Source organism: uncultured Cellulomonas sp. (assembly GCF_963527515.1).
GTDB lineage: Bacteria > Actinomycetota > Actinomycetes > Actinomycetales > Cellulomonadaceae > Cellulomonas.
On record NZ_CAURTV010000001.1, the window covers coordinates 125,350 to 139,439 of the forward strand.

General features: G+C 69.4%; 15 protein-coding genes. 8 read left to right on the plus strand and 7 right to left on the minus strand.

Annotated elements, in window-relative coordinates; all coding sequences use genetic code 11:
- Positions 1 to 63 precede the first annotated feature (63 nt).
- Both RYN42_RS00535 and RYN42_RS00540 read left to right on the plus strand, forming a co-directional pair.
- Entirely contained in the window at positions 64 to 783 is a 720-nt protein-coding gene (locus tag RYN42_RS00535) for a response regulator (protein WP_399552359.1), read from the plus strand.
- Positions 784 to 845: 62 nt separating this feature from the next.
- On the plus strand, positions 846 to 1,898 hold the full coding sequence (locus tag RYN42_RS00540) for an ATP-binding protein (protein ID WP_315092812.1): 1,053 nt from the start codon (positions 846 to 848) through the stop codon (positions 1,896 to 1,898).
- Here RYN42_RS00540 and RYN42_RS00545 read toward each other — a convergent pair.
- The 4 genes from RYN42_RS00545 to RYN42_RS00560 all read right to left on the minus strand — a co-directional run bounded on the left by RYN42_RS00545 (position 1,876) and on the right by RYN42_RS00560 (position 6,632).
- Complete coding sequence (locus RYN42_RS00545; protein ID WP_315092814.1) at positions 1,876 to 4,311, minus strand: heavy metal translocating P-type ATPase; 2,436 nt, start codon at positions 4,309 to 4,311, stop codon at positions 1,876 to 1,878. The two genes, RYN42_RS00540 and RYN42_RS00545, sit on opposite strands and share 23 nt — an antisense overlap.
- A gap of 377 nt (positions 4,312 to 4,688) precedes the next feature.
- Complete coding sequence (locus RYN42_RS00550) at positions 4,689 to 5,315, minus strand: peroxiredoxin family protein (protein WP_315092815.1); 627 nt, start codon at positions 5,313 to 5,315, stop codon at positions 4,689 to 4,691.
- Entirely contained in the window at positions 5,312 to 6,313 is a 1,002-nt protein-coding gene (locus tag RYN42_RS00555; RefSeq protein WP_315092817.1) for a cytochrome c biogenesis CcdA family protein, read from the minus strand. The genes RYN42_RS00550 and RYN42_RS00555 overlap by 4 nt, the downstream gene beginning before the upstream one ends.
- A 16-nt stretch (positions 6,314 to 6,329) precedes the next feature.
- On the minus strand, positions 6,330 to 6,632 hold the full coding sequence (locus RYN42_RS00560; protein WP_315092819.1) for a glutaredoxin: 303 nt from the start codon (positions 6,630 to 6,632) through the stop codon (positions 6,330 to 6,332).
- 145 nt (positions 6,633 to 6,777) lie between these two features.
- On the opposite strand from RYN42_RS00560, the gene RYN42_RS00565 reads away from it, so the two are divergent.
- Both RYN42_RS00565 and RYN42_RS00570 read left to right on the plus strand, forming a co-directional pair.
- On the plus strand, positions 6,778 to 7,503 hold the full coding sequence (locus RYN42_RS00565; protein ID WP_175346895.1) for a response regulator transcription factor: 726 nt from the start codon (positions 6,778 to 6,780) through the stop codon (positions 7,501 to 7,503).
- 41 nt (positions 7,504 to 7,544) lie between these two features.
- Complete coding sequence (locus tag RYN42_RS00570; protein ID WP_315092822.1) at positions 7,545 to 8,609, plus strand: ATP-binding protein; 1,065 nt, start codon at positions 7,545 to 7,547, stop codon at positions 8,607 to 8,609.
- A 57-nt stretch (positions 8,610 to 8,666) separates the two neighbouring features.
- Here RYN42_RS00570 and RYN42_RS00575 read toward each other — a convergent pair whose 3' ends face one another.
- Both RYN42_RS00575 and RYN42_RS00580 read right to left on the minus strand, forming a co-directional pair.
- Positions 8,667 to 8,909, minus strand: a complete 243-nt coding sequence (locus RYN42_RS00575; RefSeq protein WP_315092824.1) for a hypothetical protein — start codon at positions 8,907 to 8,909, stop codon at positions 8,667 to 8,669.
- Between the two features lie 20 nt (positions 8,910 to 8,929).
- Complete coding sequence (locus tag RYN42_RS00580) at positions 8,930 to 9,283, minus strand: hypothetical protein (RefSeq protein WP_315092825.1); 354 nt, start codon at positions 9,281 to 9,283, stop codon at positions 8,930 to 8,932.
- A 222-nt stretch (positions 9,284 to 9,505) separates the two neighbouring features.
- On the opposite strand from RYN42_RS00580, the gene RYN42_RS00585 reads away from it, so the two are divergent.
- The 4 genes from RYN42_RS00585 to RYN42_RS00600 all read left to right on the plus strand — a co-directional run bounded on the left by RYN42_RS00585 (position 9,506) and on the right by RYN42_RS00600 (position 13,553).
- A complete protein-coding gene (locus tag RYN42_RS00585; protein ID WP_315092826.1) occupies positions 9,506 to 10,294 on the plus strand; it encodes a prolipoprotein diacylglyceryl transferase in 789 nt (262 codons plus the stop codon).
- A 179-nt stretch (positions 10,295 to 10,473) separates the two neighbouring features.
- The gene (locus RYN42_RS00590) at positions 10,474 to 10,740 is read left to right on the plus strand and encodes a DUF2933 domain-containing protein (RefSeq protein WP_056091061.1); all 267 of its coding nucleotides are present in this window, start codon (positions 10,474 to 10,476) and stop codon (positions 10,738 to 10,740) included.
- A 119-nt stretch (positions 10,741 to 10,859) separates the two neighbouring features.
- Positions 10,860 to 11,084 (plus strand): heavy-metal-associated domain-containing protein, encoded by a 225-nt coding sequence (locus tag RYN42_RS00595; protein ID WP_056091059.1) that lies wholly within the window; start codon positions 10,860 to 10,862, stop codon positions 11,082 to 11,084.
- A 171-nt stretch (positions 11,085 to 11,255) separates the two neighbouring features.
- Positions 11,256 to 13,553, plus strand: coding sequence for a heavy metal translocating P-type ATPase (locus RYN42_RS00600; RefSeq protein WP_399552354.1), 2,298 nt, complete (start codon positions 11,256 to 11,258; stop codon positions 13,551 to 13,553).
- A 99-nt stretch (positions 13,554 to 13,652) separates the two neighbouring features.
- Here RYN42_RS00600 and RYN42_RS00605 read toward each other — a convergent pair whose 3' ends face one another.
- Positions 13,653 to 13,952 (minus strand): hypothetical protein, encoded by a 300-nt coding sequence (locus RYN42_RS00605; protein WP_315092831.1) that lies wholly within the window; start codon positions 13,950 to 13,952, stop codon positions 13,653 to 13,655.
- Positions 13,953 to 14,090 lie beyond the last annotated feature (138 nt).

Consider the following 14,090-nt stretch of genomic DNA (forward strand, 5'->3'; position numbering starts at 1 on the left):
TTGCATCAAGGTTTGATGAAGGTCGACGATCGAGGTGTGCGCTCCGTAACAATGGGCCTGGTGATCAGCCCAGCACAGAGCGTGGCAGTACGCCGCGTCGTGGTCGTCGACGACGAAGAGCCGCTCGCCAATGTCATCACCGGCTACCTGGAGCGCGACGGCTTTGAGGTGCACCAGGTGCACGACGGTGCCGAGGCTGTCCCACTGCTGCGGGAGATCGACCCGGATCTGGTCGTCCTCGACCTCGGTCTCCCGGGTCTGGATGGTGTCGAGGTGTGCCAACAGCTGCGGACGTTCTCGGACTGCTACGTCATCATGTTGACCGCGCGCGCCAAGGAGGTCGACACGCTGCGCGGGCTCAGGGTCGGGGCGGACGACTACATGACCAAACCGTTCAGCCCCCGCGAGCTCGTGGCGCGAGCGAACACGCTTCTGCGGCGGCCACGACGCGTTCCGGCGCCCGTCATCGAGGCGTCCCCCGTCATCGTGATCGGATCGCTCACCGTCGATCCGGAGAGCCGCGAGGTTCGCGTCGGCACTGAGCAGATCCTGTTGACGCGCACGGAGTTCGACGTGCTCGCGGCCCTCGCGCGCCGCCCGAAGACCGTGCTGAGCAGGAGGTCGCTGATCGACGAGGTCTGGGGCCCGGGGTGGGTGGGCGACGAGCACCTGGTCGACGTGCATGTGCTCCACGTCCGCAAGAAGCTCGGCGGCGAGGCGGAGCGACAACGGTTCATCCGCACGGTCCGCGGCGTTGGTTACCGCATCGGTGCGGGCACATGAATCGCGAGGTCCCGCGCCGGGCGGCTCGGTGGAGCCTGGCCACTCGCCTCCAGGTCGGAAGCGTGCTCGTCCTCACGGTCGGTGCGCTCACGGCGGCCACGATCGTCGCCCTCGTCGGCCCTCCTCTGTTCCACGAGCACCTGATGCACGCCGACCTGCGGGACCAGGACGAAGCGATCCTGCACGCGGAGGAGGCGTTTCGATACGCCAGCGCCATCGCACTCGCCGTCGCCATCGCAGCGGCCGCGCTCGCATCGATCGCGGTGAGTCTGGTCTTCACGCGCCGGATCGGCCGGTCTCTGTCGTCGCTGTCGGACGCGGCGGCGCGCGTCGGCTCTGGTCGCTACGACGCCCGAGTCGCACCACCGGAGATGGGGCCGGAGCTCGACGAGGTCGCCGTCTCGTTCAACCACATGGCCGAGCGGCTCCAGGACAGCGATCGACTGCGCGAGCGCCTGTTAGCTGATGTGGCGCACGAGGTCCGCACCCCCGTCGCCACGATCACGGCCTACCTCGAGGCGGTGGAGGACGGCGTTCGCCCTCTCGATGCCACGACTATCGAGCTGCTTCGGGAGCAGGCCTTGCGTCTGACTCGGATCGCCGAAGACCTGGCCGCGGTCACCCAGGCCGAGAGCGGTGACCTGCATCTCGAGCTCTGCGCCACCGCGCCGGTCGACCTGGTGAGCTCCGCCGTCGGCGCGGGCCGGGAGAGGGCCAGCGAAAGCGCGGTCCACCTCGACGGGGACGTCCAGCAGAACCTGCCCGACCTGGAGGTCGACCCGCTGCGCATGGGTCAGGTCCTCGACAATCTTGTCAGCAACGCGATCCGTCACACGCCCGCGGGCGGGCGTGTGACGGTCGCGGCGGGGCGTACGTCGGACGGCGGGGTTCGCTTCACCGTGTCCGATACCGGTGACGGGATCGCCGCCGAGCATCTCCCGCATGTCTTCGAGCGCTTCTACCGGGTCGACACGGCCCGCGATCGCGGGCACGGCGGTTCGGGCATCGGGCTGGCCATCTCCCTGGCCCTGACCCATGCCCACGGCGGCACGATCACCGCCGCGAGCCCCGGCCCCGGCAGGGGGAGCGCCTTCACCGTCCTGCTGCCTCGCTGAGGGCTTCCGTCACGATCGTGGGCGTGAGCTCGCGGGTCCCCGGTGCCGCGGGGAGCGGCAGCCGCTTGAGCAGGAGGGCGTTGACGGCGACGATCACCGAGGATCCGGACATCGTGAGAGCGGCGATCTCGGGGCTCAGCGACACGCCGAGCGACGGGTAGAGCACGCCTGCGGCGATGGGGAGCGCGAGGGCGTTGTAGCCGATCGCCCAGCCCAGGTTCTGCCGCATCTTGCGCAACGTGCCCCTGCCGATCCGCAGCGCGATCGCCACGTCGAGCGGGTCGGATCGCATCAGGACGACGTCCGCGGTCTCGATGGCGACGTCCGTGCCGGCGCCGATCGCGATCCCGAGGTCGGCCTTGGCCAGGGCGGGGGCGTCGTTGACGCCGTCGCCCACCATCGCGACCTTCCGGCCGGCGGCCTGCAGGCGGGCGACCTGGTCGGCCTTGTCGCCCGGCAGCACTTCGGCCACGACGGTGTCGATGCCGAGCTGGCCGGCGATGCGGCGGGCGGTCGCTTCGTTGTCCCCGGTCAGCATGACGACCTCGATGCGCGCCTCGTGCAAGGCGGCCACGGCTGCGGCGGCGGTCTCGCGGACGGCGTCGGCCAGGGCGATGACGCCGACCAGGCGTCCGTCGACCGCGACGAGCACGGCGGTCCTGCCCGACTGCGCGAGCGCGTCGCGCCGGGTGGACAGGTCCCCGAGCGTCACACCCTCGGCGGACATCAGTCTCTGGTTGCCGACCAGCACTCGGTGACCGTTCACCGTGGCGCCGGCGCCGTGACCGGGGACGTTCCGGAAGTCGTCGGCGGTGAGCACCGCGGCACCGAGGTGTACGGCATGCTCGACGACGGCGCGTGCCAGTGGGTGTTCCGACTCGCGTTCTACGGCGGCCGCCAGTGCGAGGACTTCCAGCTCGGGAAGGTGGTCGACGATCAGGTCCGTGACCTCGGGCTCGCCCTTGGTCAGGGTGCCGGTCTTGTCCATCACGACGGTGTCGATGCGTGCCGAGGTCTCCAGTGCGGTCGCGTTCTTGAACAGGACGCCGCGGCGGGCGCCCAGGCCGGTGCCGACCATGATGGCGGTTGGTGTGGCAAGGCCCAGGGCGTCGGGGCAGGTGATCACGACCACGGTGATGGCGAACAGCATCGCGGTGGGCACGCTGGCCCCGGCGAGGGTCCAGGCGAGGAACGTGACGGTCCCCCCGACCAGCGCGACGAGCACGAGCCAGAACGCTGCGCGATCGGCCAGGCGCTGTCCCGGCGCCTTGGAGTTCTGCGCCTCCTGGACCATGGCGACGATCTGCGCCAGGGCTGTGTCCGAGCCGACCTTGGCGGCCCGCACGCGGAGGGTCCCGGTGGTGTTGATCGATGCACCGATGACCTGCGACCCGGGAGCCTTCGGCACCGGCAGGCTCTCGCCGGTAACCATCGACTCGTCGACCTCGGACTCCCCCGCTTCGACGACTGCGTCCACGGGGACCTTCGCTCCGGGCCGCACGAGGACCAGGTCTCCGACGACCACGTCAGCCGTGGGCACCTCGACCTCGGATCCGTCGCGCAGCACGACGGCTGTGTCGGGAGCGAGCTCGAGCAGTGTCCGGACGGCGTCGTTCGCGCCGCCCCGGGCTCGCATCTCGACCCAGTGGCCCAGCAGGACGAACGTTGTCAGGACGGTGGCGGCCTCGTAGAAGACCTCACCGCCGCCGGTCAGGGTGATCCACAGGCTGTAGAGCCACCCGGTGCCGACACCGACCGCGACCAGGACCATCATGTCGAGCGTCCGCGCTCGCAGCGCCCGGTAGGCGCCGTCGAAGAAGATCCAGGCCGAGTAGAAGATCACCGGCAGCGAGAGCAGCAGGCTGAACACGTCGTCGCGCAGGCCGAACGGGGTGCCGGCCGAGAACCCGAGCAGCTCGCGACCGATCGGCGACCACAGCAGGATCGGGATCGACAGCAGCAGCGCGACCAGGAAGCGGTTGCGCATGTCGCGGACCATGTCCGCCATCGAGCCGCCACCGTGGTGACCGCCGTGGCCCATCGTGTCCTGCACCGACATCGGCGCGGGCGCACCGTGGCCTCCATGGTGCTCGTGCGCGGACCCGGCGTCGTGGGACGGCGTGGCGTGATCAGCGCTGGACGCGGGCGTCCTGCTGGCGGGGTCGTCCATCGGCTCGCAGATGTGCTGCGGGACCGAGCGCCCCTCGCAGTGGTAGCCGCACTCGGTGACCCAGCCGACGAGCTGGGCCAGGGAGGTCTCGTCGGCGTCGTAGGTGACGTTCGCTGTCTGGGCCAGCGCGTTGGCCTCCACATTCAGGACGCCGGGGCGCCGGGCTAACGCCCGCTCAACGATGGGCTCGGAGGTTGCCCAGTGCAGGCCCCCCACTTCCAGGACTGTCGTCTCGACCTTCATGACCGCTCCTACGTCTCGTCGGGCCACCTGCGGTGCATACCCCTAGGGGGTACCCAATGCCTGGCACAACGCGGGCGACTGCAGGAAACATCCCGTTCAACTCTGAAGGTCTCATGAAGTCGGTCGCGTGGAGGGACTAGGTCATGCGTCGCCGCCGGTCGTCCCCCGGCGGCGACGCCGACAGGGTCAGGGCTGCGTGCGTGTCTCCATCTGGTGGTGACCGGCGCACGCGTGATCCTGCGCTGGCTGTGCCGCGGCGTCATCGCGCCCCGCGGACTCCTCGCGGCAGCACTGGTCGGCGGTGCCGTTCTCTTTGCAGCAAGCGGTCATGTCGTTCTCCGTTGTCTCGGGTTGGTCGGGCGAGGGAGGGGTTCTGCCTAGAGCCGGCTCGTGGCCTCGTCGAGCAGCTCCTTGGGCTCGAGCCACATGGAGGGGTAGTTCCCGTACCACTGCTGGACGCCGTCGGCGTCGATGAGGACGAACCCGTGGCCCGGAAGGCCCTCGTGCATGCCGGTGCCGAGGGTTCCGTAGGCCTTCGAGATCTTGCCGTCGTCCAGCAGGAACGGGGTGGCCACGCCGAGCCGGTCGCGATCGGCGTTGATCTGCTCGGCGGTGTTCATGACGATCGGCAGCACAGTGATGCCAGCCGCCGCGAAGCCGGGCTCCTTCTCGATCTCAGCCATCTGCTGCAGGCACGCATCGCACCCAGCACCCTCGTTGAAGTAGAGGATCACGGGTTCACCGAGGAACGACGAGAGCGAGACCGTCTGCCCGTCCGAGGTCGGGAGGGTGAACCCAGGAGCTTGGCGCGTCTCCGCCGAGACGACCGGGCGGGAGCTGAGCAACGCCACAGTGACCAGCGTCGCGACGACCAGGAAGCCTGCGGCCCACGCGGCCAGGCCGAAGCGTCGACGGCGGCGCTTGGTTCGGGTCTCGTTCTGCCTGAGCTCCTCGAGCCTGTGCTGGTGCTCGGCCTGGCGACGGCTGGCGGTTCCGGAGGTCATCGCGCTGTTCCTTGCTGTGTAGGCGTGGTGGTGGGCGTGGAGTGACAGGACGGGACTCCGGCGTCGTTCGCCGCATCGCCCAGCGACGGGTGCCCGTCGACGGGCTCAGGTGGCACCTGGGACGTGGCGCCGTCGGGCGCTCGGCCGGCTCGGCGGCGACGTTCGGAGAGCATCGCCACGACGAACAGGCCGACGAGGGCCAACAGCCCGGCCCCCAGGATGGGTTCCGGGACCGGGCTCACGAACCGCTGCACCGCCAGGAAGACGTCGGTGAGCGTGCTCGCGGCCGTGTCCTGGGCCTGCGTGCCGCCGGTCATGTTCGCGTCGCCGGCCAGGGCGATGATGAACACGCCCATCACGACGAAGCCGACGGCCACCGCGATGTTGAGCGTGTTGGTCACGATGACGCGGCCGGCGATGCGGATGCGCACCAGCCTGGCGCGCAGGAGCTTGCGCTCCCCCAGCCTCGCCTTGTCCCAGATCAGCGCCATCACGAAGAGCGGGAAGACCATGCCGAAGACGTAGGCCAGTCCCAGCGTCAGCCCGCCGATAGCGGAGCCGGACAGCGCGGACAGGGTCATGACACCGGCGAGGACGGGAGCGCAGCAGCTGGAGGCCACGCCGGAGAAGACACCGAGCGCGAAGAAGCTGGCCGAGTCGCCGCGGCTGGTGTCCGGGGCGCGCAGGAAGCTCGGCAGCGACCACATCTTCCCCGATAGCGCGAGCACGGCCAGGGCGATCATGAGCAGCCCGCCCGCCCAGTACAGCGGGCCGTGGTACCTCGCGATCGCACCGGAGAGCAGGCTCATGCCGAGCGTGATCGGCACCAGCACCAGGGCCAGGCCCGCGGCGAAGATGAAGGTCAGCGGCAGCAGGCGCCACCGGCGGTTCTTGATCGCACCGGCCAGGTAGCTGGGTGCCAGGAACACGATGCAGCACGGCGCGAACAGAGCCACACCGCCGGCGAAGAACGCGGCCAGGATGCTGCCCGTGGTCAAGAGCTCGGCGCCCACCTCATGCCCCCACGGATGAGTTGTGCTGGGAGGTACGCCGCTCGAGCACCTTGGCCAGCTTCTTGCGCGGCAGCCGCCCGGCGCTGAAGTACGCGCCGTCGACCAGCACGAGAGGGTTCATCGCGGGACGGTGGACAGCCACCAGCGACGCCCCCTCCGCGGACTCCAACTCGACGACCCGCACCTCGAGGGGCAGCGTCCTGGACAGGTCGGTGAGCGCCTCGACAGCGTCGTCACAGAGGTGGCACGCCTCGGCGTGGACGACGACTACCGGTACCGGTGGCGTCGATGTCTGGTCGTTCACGGAGTCTCCAACGGGTGATGGGCTGCGGTGCTGGCTCCACGGTCTCTGACTCGTGCTGTGCTGCCGTCGCGGTTTCATGAGCGTTTGATGAAGACGTCGAGCCGGGCTAGGTGGTCCCGCGAGACGGCCGACGGCTCCGTCCACAATGGGCTCCATGGCCCAGCAGATGCCGTCCCCCCGACGCGCCCTAGTGATTGACGACGAGAAGGCCCTGGCCGCGCTCGTCGCCGGCTACCTCGAACGGGACGGCTTCGAGGTGCACCTGGCCCATGACGGACCCGAGGGCCTCACCGCTGCCCGCTCGGTCGATCCGGACGTCGTGGTGCTGGACCTCGGACTTCCCGGGATGGACGGCGTGGAGGTCTGCCGCCAGCTGCGCACGTTCTCCGACTGCTACGTGGTGATGCTCACCGCACGCAGCGAGGAGATCGACACCTTGATCGGCCTGTCGGTCGGCGCCGATGACTACATGACCAAGCCGTTCAGCCCGCGCGAGCTACAGGCACGCATCGCCGCTCTGCTCCGCAGACCGCGACGCGCCGCCGACGGCCCCACAGCAGCGAGCGAGCCGCTGCGCATCGGCGCCCTCTCGATCGACCTGCCCGGCCGCGAGGTCCTCCTGGACGGCGACCCCGTGCCGCTCACTCGGACAGAGTTCAATGTGCTGGCCGCGCTTGCCGGCAGCCCGCACATCGTTTTCAGCCGCCGCGTCCTGATCGAGGCCGTGTGGGGCGACAACTGGGTCGGCGACGAGCACCTGGTCGACGTCCACGTGCTGCACGTGCGGCAGAAGCTCGGCGACACGGCCGACGCGCAGCGCTACGTCCGCACCGTCCGGGGTGTCGGCTACCGCATCGGAACCGGCGGATGAGGTCGCCTAGATGGGGGCTCGCCGGCAGGCTCCTGGCGGCCATGACCCTCGTCGTCCTGGCCGGTGGCGTCACCGCGTGGATCGTCGCTGGGGCGGTCGGACCCGTGGTCTTCCACCGGCACATGGTCGAGGCGGGCGTCGAGGCAGAACCCATGGCCGTGCTGCACGCCGAAGAGGCCTTCCAGTCAGCCAGCGCACTGGCCTTGGCCATCGCCCTCGCAGCATCCGTGGTCGCATCGCTCGCCGTGAGCGTGTTCCTGACCCGGCGCATCGCGGCCTCCCTCGGCACCCTGTCCGCGGCAGCGACCCGTATCGCGGCGGGACATCTCGACTCCCGCGTTGCCCGCCCGTCGCTCGGTGTCGAGTTCGACCAGCTCGCCGACGCCTTCAACGACATGGCGCGCCAGCTCGAGGACAGCGACGCCCTCCGGAAACGGCTGCTCGCCGACGTCGCACACGAGGTCCGCACCCCCGTCGCGGTCATCGGCGCCTACCTGGAGGGGATCGAGGACGGAGTGGCCACGATGACGCCGCAGACCGTGAGGGTGCTGCGCGACCAGGGCGCTCGACTGGCGCGCCTCGCCGCCGACCTCGCGGCAGTGACGAAGGCGGAGCAGGGGGCACGCAACCTTGTTCTCGCACCAACCTCCGCGGACGCACTCCTGACCACGGCGTTCGACGCCGCGAGAAGCCGATTCGCCACCGCCGGCGTCGAACTCACCCTTGATGTCCAGCCCGGGCTGCCTCCTCTCGCGGTCGACGCCGACCGGATGAGCCAGGTGCTGGGCAACCTGCTCGACAACGCCCTACGACACACACCCCGCGGCGGATCCGTGTGCCTCGGCGCGCACCTGACCGAGACGGGTCTCGTCCGGCTTACGGTCGCCGACACCGGGGAGGGCATCGACCCCAGTCAGCTCAGCCTCGTGTTCGAACGCTTCTACCGGGTGGACACGGCACGCGACCGGGATCGCGGCGGTTCGGGGATCGGCCTCGCGATCGTTCGCGCGATCGTGGTCGCGCACGGCGGGACGGTCGCGGCTCACAGCGCGGGCCTGGGTCACGGATCGTCATTCGACATCGACCTGCCGCCGGCAGCTTCCTGATCGCTGCCTGACGACATCCCCGTAGGCGCAGCCCGACACGCCGAACCCGATCTGGTGTCAGCCGCGCAGACGCCCGTGCGGGTACCGCGGGCCGAAGGTCTTGTGCTCCGGTGTCCTGTTCCCGTGTGCGCCGCTCTCCCGATCCGCAGGGCCATGCTGGTGTTCCTCCGCACGCATCGTGAAGAGCATCACGATCAACATCACCGGGCAGACCAGCACGAACGCCCAGAGGAGCGCCTCCGTCACGCTCACACCGAACAGGAGGAGTCCCACCAGGCCCGCGGCCCCAGCGATGACCATGTACCTCGTGTGACCCTTCATCAGAACCCCTCTTTTCCTGCCAGCGATGGCCCGTCGAGCTCGCCGATGAGGGACCTATAGGTCTCCGGCGAGATCTCCCCCGACGCAAGTCGGCTCTCAAGGATCGCCCGAGGATCGCTGGCGACCTGTGCGGGGAACAGGCGGCTCACTGACCACACCGCGAGCCCGACGACGACCAACCAGAACGCGACCATCGACACCCAGCCAGCCGCACCCATCTGCGCGCACCACGGAACCATGGCGATCTCCTGCCGTTCGATCGGGCGCCGCTCGGCGCCTAGTGCCCACTCTCGCCAGCCGTCATCAAGAACCGAGCGGCAATCGATGAAGAGGTGCTGAAGATCGCAGGCCAAGGCCGTCGCGACATCTCCCCCGACATGTTCCGGTGCCCGGGAGTGCGCGCACCTGCCGCCGCTGGCCGGTCGTCAGTGCTCGAGTGGCTTTCATCGAACGTTGATCGCACGACAGCCGGACCCGAGGAGATCAGGGCCCAGCGTGGTCGTCGGGCGCCTCGTCGCGCCATCGGCCGACGGCACAGCCGCCGGGTCCAGAAGGGGGAGACACACGTGCTACCGGTGCTGTTCTCGATCGGCAGTTTCCAAGTGCAGAGCTACGGCGTCAGCAAAGCCGTCGCCGCGATCGTCGCGATCTGGCTTCTCGGCCGGGCTTTCGCCCGCCTCGGACTCCCCAAGGATTCCGCCACCTCGCTGGTGCTGTGGGCCACCATCTGGGGATTCGTCGGCGCCAAGGCTTACTACGTCTTGGAGCACCTGTCCGACTTCAGCCTGCACCACCTGGGCGGCATGGGCTTCACCTGGTACGGCGGTCTGATCGGCGGTGTCATCGCGGCACTCGTGGTCATCCGGCGCCACGGGCTACCCACGGCCGAGGTGGCGGGCGCCGCGGCAGCGCCGCTCGCCCTCGCCTACGGCATCGGTCGGATCGGCTGCTTCCTGTCCGGAGACGGCACCTACGGCACACCCACCACGCTGCCGTGGGGCGTCGCCTTCCCGGACGGCGTCGTTCCATCGACCGTTCCCGTGCACCCGACGCAGCTGTACGAGACGCTCGCCGCCGTACTGATCGCCGTGATCCTCTGGCGCCTCGAGCGCCGCCTGGCACCGATCGGAGTATTCGGGGCCTACCTCGTGCTCTCCGGCGTGTCCCGGTTCCTGGTGGAGTTCCTGCGCATCAACTCCCCGGCGCTCGGTGGGCTGACGCAGCCCCAACTCTGGGCGCTAATCGGCATAGCAATCGGGTCTGTCGCAATAGTGCGAGCCGGCCGACGAGCAGAGCAGCACCGGCCCGGAGCGATCGCGCCCGCCGATGCGCTGCACTCGGTAGCCACCTCTTCTTCTCTCTGACCACCGATGGCGCATTCAGAGAAGTTGACCAGAGCGGCTTCTTCAGCGGTTCTTGACGCGGCCTCAGCCGTACATGCGTGCCTCTCGACGCACGCTTTCAGGCAGCGGGTTCTCCCGCAGGCAGCCGGGCTCCATGCGGGACCGACGGCAGACAGCGGACCGGTGTATCGAAGGGTTGGATGACGATGAACCACGGCGGGCTCGCGCATGTGAAGTGGATGGCGCTAATCGCGGCGGGATTGTTTGGTGTCTTGCTGCTCTTCGGGAACTCGGCCGGGGAAGCCCTGCGGTACGCAGTCCTCCTCTCGTGCCCGCTCATGATGGTCGCCATGATGTTGGGCGGTCATTCCGGGCACTCCGGGCACGGCAGCAAGGGCAGCGATGAGGCGTCCGACGCCCCCTACGGCGATAGGGACGAGCCCGTCGGCCACCACCACACCTCCTAGCACCCCCTTCCCCGCTCGGTGCGGGTCATCCGCGCGGCTCACGATCGACGACAACTGCCGATACCCCCAGGGGGTATCATTGATCCTCGTCAGCACACACCCACTCAGAGGAGAACGCCATGAGCACCACCAACTACGAGGTCGCCGGAATGACCTGCGGACACTGCGTCTCGTCGGTCACAACCGAGATCACCAAGCTCCCCGGCGTTCAGAGCGTCGACATCGCCCTGGTGCACGACGGCACATCCCGCGTCGTCGTCAGCAGCGACGCAGAGCTCTCTCTGGACGATGTCCGCGCTGCCGTGGACGAGGCGGGATACGAGCTCGTCGGCGAATCGGCGTGAACGATGCGGGACGGCTTGCAGGATTCGGGCTCGTTCTGGCGGCGGCCCTCGGCGTCGGACTCGGCGTCGGGGCCACCATCGGGCCGATCGACATCAACCCGTCACCGTCCTCGGTAGACCAGCCCGCTGACATGCCGGCCGACCACGAGTGACCACCAGAACGGAGGCCCGGTGACCCGGGCCATTGAGCTCGAGATCGGCGGGATGACCTGCTCGTCCTGCGCCGCACGGATCGAGAAGCGGCTCAACCGCATGCCTGGCGTCGAGGCGAGCGTCAACTACGCGACCGAGAAGGCCACGCTCACGCTGCCTGAAGGCACCACGATCGACGAGGCCGTCGCTGTCGTCGAGGCGACGGGCTACAGCGCCCGCCCTCGTGAGACCAACCGATCCGAGCCGGCTGCTGGTCCGGACGCCGAGGTCGAAGACGAGACGGCGGCCCTACGGCACCGGCTCACGCTCTCGGCCGTCCTCACCGCGCCCGTCCTGATTCTCTCGATGGTCGAGCCGCTGCAGTTCGACAACTGGCAGTGGCTGTCGCTGACCCTCGCCGCACCCGTCGTCGTCTGGGGAGCGTGGCCGTTCCACCGCGCCGCCTGGGCGAACGCCCGGCACGCGGCGGCGACCATGGACACCCTCATCAGTGTCGGGGTCCTGGCAGCCTTCGGGTGGTCCCTGTACGCGCTGTTCCTCGGGGCAGCCGGCAGGCCGGGAATGCGCATGGCGTTCGACATCGTGCCGGACCGCGGTGGCGGAGGCCACGAGATCTACCTCGAGGTCGCGGCAGCCGTCACGGTCTTCATCCTCCTCGGGCGCTACTTCGAGGCAGGCGCCAAGAAGCGCTCGGGCGCGGCACTTCGCGCGCTCATGGAGCTCGGAGCCAAAGACGTCGGAGTCGTGCGCGGCGGGACCGAGGTGCGGATAGCCGTGACTGACCTGGTCGTCGGTGACATCTTCGTCGTTCGGCCCGGGGAGAAGGTCGCGACCGACGGCATGGTCGTCGAGGGTGCGTCGGCCGTCGACGCGTCGATGCTCACCGGCGAGCCGGTGCCGGTGGAGGTCGGACCGGGTGACACCGTCGTGGGCGCCACAGTGAACGCCGGTGGCAGGCTCCTCGTCCGCGCAACTCGGGTCGGAGCCGACACCGAACTCGCCCAGATGGCTCGCCTGGTGGAGGAGGCGCAGACCGGAAAGGCGCCGGTGCAACGTCTCGCGGACAGGATCTCTGCGGTGTTCGTGCCGATCGTGATCGGCCTCGCGGTCGCCACGCTCGGGTTCTGGCTCGGGGCAGGCGCTGGGGCGGAGGCTGCGTTCACCGCCGCCGTGGCCGTGCTCATCATCGCCTGCCCCTGCGCGCTCGGCCTGGCCACGCCCACCGCTCTCATGGTGGGTACCGGCCGGGGCGCCCAGCTGGGCATCCTGATCAAGGGACCCGAGGTGCTGGAGTCCACCCGCCAGGTCGACACGATCGTCCTGGACAAGACGGGAACCGTGACGAGCGGGCAGATGCAGCTCGTGGAGGTACGACCCGCCGGCACCTCCACGCGCGACGAGGTGCTGCGCATCGCCGGAGCGCTCGAGGACGCTTCCGAGCACCCGATCGCGCGGGCCATCACAGCAGGGGCGCGAAGCGAAGTGAGCATCCTGCCTACCGTGGAACAGTTCGCGAACACCCAAGGTCTGGGCGTCTCCGGGGTCGTCGACGGGCATGCTGTCGCTGCAGGGCGGGTGTCGTGGATGGCGAAGCAGTGGGGCCTCCACCTCGACTCCGAGCTGGGACCGATTCTCGAGGCTGCTGAGTCGGCCGGGCGCACCGTTGTGGCCGTCGGATGGGACGGCGCACTTCGCGGTCTACTCATCGTGTCCGACACGCTCAAGCCGACGTCCCGTCAGGCGGTCGCCGAGCTCAAGGCGCTCGGCCTGCGACCGGTTCTGCTGACCGGTGACAACTACCGGGCGGCCAGGGCGGTCGGCGCCGAGGTCGGGATCGACGAGGTCGTCGCCGAAGTTCTGCCGGAGGACAAGGTCCGCGTAGTGCGCGAGATGCAGGAGAGCGGACGGGTCGTCGCGATGGTGGGCGACGGGGTGAATGACGCCGCAGCCCTCGCTCAGTCGGACCTGGGTATCGCGATGGGCACTGGAACGGACGTCGCCATCGAGGCGAGCGACCTGACGCTCGTTCGGGGTGATCTTCGGGCTGCGGTCGACGCCGTGCGTCTGTCGCGTAGGACGCTGTCCACGATCAAGGGCAACCTCTTCTGGGCGTTCGCGTACAACGTGGCCGCGATCCCCCTCGCCATCTCCGGGTTGCTCAACCCGCTGATCGCGGGGGCGGCCATGGCGTTCTCGTCGGTCTTCGTAGTCACCAACAGCTTGCGCCTGCGGAACTTCCAGGCTGTCTCGCTCGAGGAGAACCCCCGGGCCACCAGCACCGTGTCCCAGCGGGTCGCGGCGGTCCCGGTGCGCTGACGGTCACGCTCCCGCCGGCTCTGGGACGTCGCGCGCCGGCATGCGCCTATCCGACGGGAGCATGGCCCGGCGCACCCGACTGATGCCCCTGTCTGAGACTCAGTTGTCCGAGGGCGACTCGTGGTGGCCCGCGTGCTCCGTTGGCGAGACGTCCTGTGGGGGCGAATCGACGCCGCTCAGGCGAGGGCCGACGACGAACGTCGACAGTGCGAACATCCCTGCGAACAGCGCGAGAGCCAGGGCGGGCGCCCACCAGCTCGAGAATCGCCTGTGGAGCCGGATCAGGAATGGCACGGACAACGCCAGCCCCAGCACGCCGAAGACGAGCGTGCCCCCCGCTCCTGCCACCAGCGCTGTGCCCACCAGCGGACCGACGTGGTGCAGGATGTGCGGCGCCACGCCAGAGACGGCACCGAGGGCGCCGTTGAGCGCTGTCCACAGGGTGCGCACACCGGAGGGGTGATCTGTCGCTGAAGCGCTCGGTACGACGAGCGGCTGTTCCTTCACGGAGTCCATAGCCTAAGCATTCGCGAGGCG

Coding starts and splice junctions, on each gene's coding strand:
- RYN42_RS00545 (WP_315092814.1), bottom strand. CDS start 4,311: ATGAAGGTCGAGACGACAGTCCTGGAAGTGGGGGGCCTGCACTGGGCA.
- RYN42_RS00550 (WP_315092815.1), bottom strand. CDS start 5,315: ATGACCTCCGGAACCGCCAGCCGTCGCCAGGCCGAGCACCAGCACAGG.
- RYN42_RS00565 (WP_175346895.1), top strand. CDS start 6,778: ATGGGCTCCATGGCCCAGCAGATGCCGTCCCCCCGACGCGCCCTAGTG.
- RYN42_RS00570 (WP_315092822.1), top strand. CDS start 7,545: ATGACCCTCGTCGTCCTGGCCGGTGGCGTCACCGCGTGGATCGTCGCT.
- RYN42_RS00575 (WP_315092824.1), bottom strand. CDS start 8,909: ATGGTCATCGCTGGGGCCGCGGGCCTGGTGGGACTCCTCCTGTTCGGT.
- RYN42_RS00590 (WP_056091061.1), top strand. CDS start 10,474: ATGACGATGAACCACGGCGGGCTCGCGCATGTGAAGTGGATGGCGCTA.
- RYN42_RS00595 (WP_056091059.1), top strand. CDS start 10,860: ATGAGCACCACCAACTACGAGGTCGCCGGAATGACCTGCGGACACTGC.